The 2,861-nt window shown below is 63.1% G+C and carries 3 protein-coding genes and 1 pseudogene; all 4 read right to left on the reverse strand.

Going from position 1 to position 2,861, the window contains the following annotated elements; all coding sequences use genetic code 11:
• Positions 1–320, reverse strand: a pseudogene (locus tag C8D95_RS21570) (hypothetical protein); the annotation flags it as partial.
• A gap of 99 nt (positions 321–419) precedes the next feature.
• Entirely contained in the window at positions 420–1,088 is a 669-nt protein-coding gene (locus C8D95_RS21575; RefSeq protein WP_109761265.1) for an ABC transporter ATP-binding protein, read from the reverse strand.
• Complete coding sequence (locus tag C8D95_RS21580) at positions 1,085–1,801, reverse strand: ABC transporter permease (protein ID WP_420902645.1); 717 nt, start codon at positions 1,799–1,801, stop codon at positions 1,085–1,087. Before C8D95_RS21580 ends, C8D95_RS21575 begins: the two co-directional genes overlap by 4 nt.
• A gap of 40 nt (positions 1,802–1,841) precedes the next feature.
• On the reverse strand, positions 1,842–2,810 hold the full coding sequence (locus tag C8D95_RS21585) for an ABC transporter substrate-binding protein (RefSeq protein ID WP_109761267.1): 969 nt from the start codon (positions 2,808–2,810) through the stop codon (positions 1,842–1,844).
• Between the last annotated feature and the right edge of the window lie 51 nt (positions 2,811–2,861).

Here is a 2,861-nt window from a genome sequence, read left to right on the forward strand (position 1 = left end):
CGGAACGCCTCCCAGTTCCAATAGAGGTCGTCCGTCCCGCCGCCTTCCGAAATCCGGTCGGTGAGAAGAATGGCGGTGGCGGCGATGAAGGCGGGAAAGTCATCTTCCGGCAGAGCCGCAGACAGCAAAAGCTGATGGTACGCCCGCTGACGGTCGGGAAGCAGAATCCGGCCACCATCCTCGACGATGGCGGCAATGTCTTCTCGCTCGGCCCCGGTTGTTCCGAGACGGAGCACGGCATCGCGATGGATGCGTGTCGCTTCGTCGAGATCGCGAAGCGCCTGACGGGTGCGGAATACTTCCGCAATACTGGTACTCATAACTCACAAGCTAACCTCACCCTGAGGCAAAATCGCGTCCGGGTTGAGTCTGCCGGGCGGAATCATTGCGTCTTGCCTTCGCAGAAAATGCGCAGGTGCTCAGGGTTTGGGGAAAGCCGTGACGACGCCTGTCGGTCGGCTCGTCCCTGTTCGAACCTGCCGTATCTGCTCCGGCCCGAGCACGGCGCCCTGCGGCCCCGGCTCCAGCGTCAGGATGCGCTGCGCCAGCCTCACGGCTTCGGCGCGCGAATGGGTGACGAAAAGCGTAGAGGGGCGGTGGTGCGCGATCAGCGTCTCGGTCAGCGCCAGCATTGTCTCAGCCGTCTCGGCGTCCAGCGACACGAAGGGCTCGTCCATCACCAGAAGCTCTGGATCGCCGCAAAACGCGCGGGCCAGGGCAAGACGGCGCTGCTGGCCGAGGGAGAGTTGGCCCGGGAACATCGCCTCCTTCCCTGCCAACCCGACCTGTGACAGAGCCTCGCTCGCCGTTTCGCGCGAAAGTCCGGGATGGACTGCCCGCAAGTTGTCGATGGCGGATCGCCACGGCAGCAAGGTCGGTTCCTGAAACACCATGGCCAGACCGTCCGGACGGACGATCCGTCCGTCGATCTTCCGGTCGATGCCAGCCACGATCCGCAGAAGCGTGGACTTCCCGATCCCAGAAGGTCCGACAAGGGCCACCGTCTCACCCGGCGCGATGGTGAACGAGATCGGCCCAAGAACCGGAGTGTCACCGAACCTCTTCGAGTTCAGGTCAATGCGGATCATGCGGTCCGCCAACGCGTCACGCGGCGCTCCCACGGCTGGAGGACGGCCCATTCGATCAAGAGCATGATTGCGATGAACGAGAACGCGTAGACCAGCACCATCGAGACGTTGAAGAGCTGGAAATACAGGTGGATCTTGAAGCCGATGCCGGATGACCGGCCAAGAAACTCGACGACCAGCACGATCTTCCAGATGACTGCGACCCCGGTTCGCGCCGAAGCCGCGATGAAGGGCGCAAGTTGCGGCAGGACGATGTGGTGCATCCTCTCGAACCACGACAGCCGATAGACCCGCGCCATCGCATCGAGTTGCGGGTCGAGCGCGCGCGTGCCCTCCCGGATCACCGTCGTCACATTCGGTATTTTGTTAAGCGTCACGGCAAGGATCGCGGCGGTTTCGTTGAGCCCGATCCACAAGTAGCACAGGACAATCAACACCAGCGCAGGCAGGTTCAGGAAGATCACCAGCCAGGGGTCGAACCACTGGTTGAACGCCGGAAACCGTCCCATGGCCAGGCCGAGAGCGATGCCGATGCCCATGGACAGGGCGAAGGCCCAGACCACCCGGTAGAGAGTGGCCCCCAGGTGGAACAACAGTTCGCCCGATCCGATCGCCTTCGCGAAGTCGGGCAGAAGCAGCCAGGGCTGGGGCAGGATTTCCGGGTCGGCCGTGAGAAAGGACGCCAGCACCCAGAGTGCCAGCAGCCCCGTCATGGAAACGACAGTGGTGAACCCCTGCCCCCGCATTGATCGCCTACTTCACATCCGCGAAAAGACCGTCTGGAACGGACGACGCCTCGCCGACGAGTTCCTCGCCACCGAGTTCCGCCATGAGCGACAGCATCTTTCCGGCCGCCTCGATGTCGACGGGACCGCGCTCGGGCACCCCCGAAAGGAAGTCGGTCTTGAGCTGCTGGAATTGCGCGTCGTCGTTGGCGTTCATCTGAGGGCGGATCGCCTCCCACGCCTCGTCTGAGCTGGCAAGTAGCTCCTTCGCGTCGCGGCTGGCGTCGAAGAGCGCCTGCGCGATGCCCGGGTTCTCCTCGAGAAAGCTTTCCTTGAAGTAGTAACCCAGAAGCGGAGTATCGGTGTTCAGGCCAAGCGCTTCGCCGGCCGTCTCGACCGAGACAAGCTCCTTCATTCCTGCGGCCTTCATCTTGGCGAGGAAGTGCCAGAAGTTGACGACGCCCTCATAATCGCCTCCCAGACCCGATTTGAAGATCAACGGCGGCGCACCGTAGACCTGCTCGGTCTCGGCGGCGAGGTCGAATCCATACTCCTTCTGCGCATAGGCACGAAGGATCAGCCAGGACTTGTCGAGAGGACCACCGGCGATGCCAATCTTGCCACCCCTGAGGTCGGCGAGGCTTTCAGCCGTGCTGTCGCCCGGCACCAGAAGCGATCCGACCGCCGTCGAGTAGGGAACGAAGACATAGTCCTTGCCCGCCGCGCGCTGGCGCGCGACCCAAATCCAGTCTGCGACCGCCACGTCGGCCTCGCCGCCTTCCACCGCGATCCGGGTGGCGTCGTTGTCGGCGTAGCTCGTGATGTCGAGGTTGAAGCCGTTCGCCTCGTCAAATCCGTTTTCGGTGATCGTCGCGAGTTCCCAGTTCACCGTTCCGATCTCAAGAGTGGCGAGCCTGACCGTCGGCAAGTCTTGGGCCGAGGCAGGCAGCGCAAGCGCGAGAAGCGCGGAAGCCAATGCCAGAAGTTTCACTTTCATCCTCCCAGGGTTTTCGCCGGGCAGCGTCGCAGCTACCGGCGGATGTCTCTT

The organism is Silicimonas algicola (assembly GCF_003148765.1).
GTDB lineage: Bacteria > Pseudomonadota > Alphaproteobacteria > Rhodobacterales > Rhodobacteraceae > Silicimonas > Silicimonas algicola.

Excerpts from the sequence above, each read along its gene's own strand:
- C8D95_RS21575 (WP_109761265.1), bottom strand. The coding sequence starts at position 1,088 with ATGATCCGCATTGACCTGAACTCGAAGAGGTTCGGTGACACTCCGGTT.
- C8D95_RS21580 (WP_420902645.1), bottom strand. The coding sequence starts at position 1,801 with ATGACGGGGCTGCTGGCACTCTGGGTGCTGGCGTCCTTTCTCACGGCC.
- C8D95_RS21585 (WP_109761267.1), bottom strand. The coding sequence starts at position 2,810 with ATGAAAGTGAAACTTCTGGCATTGGCTTCCGCGCTTCTCGCGCTTGCG.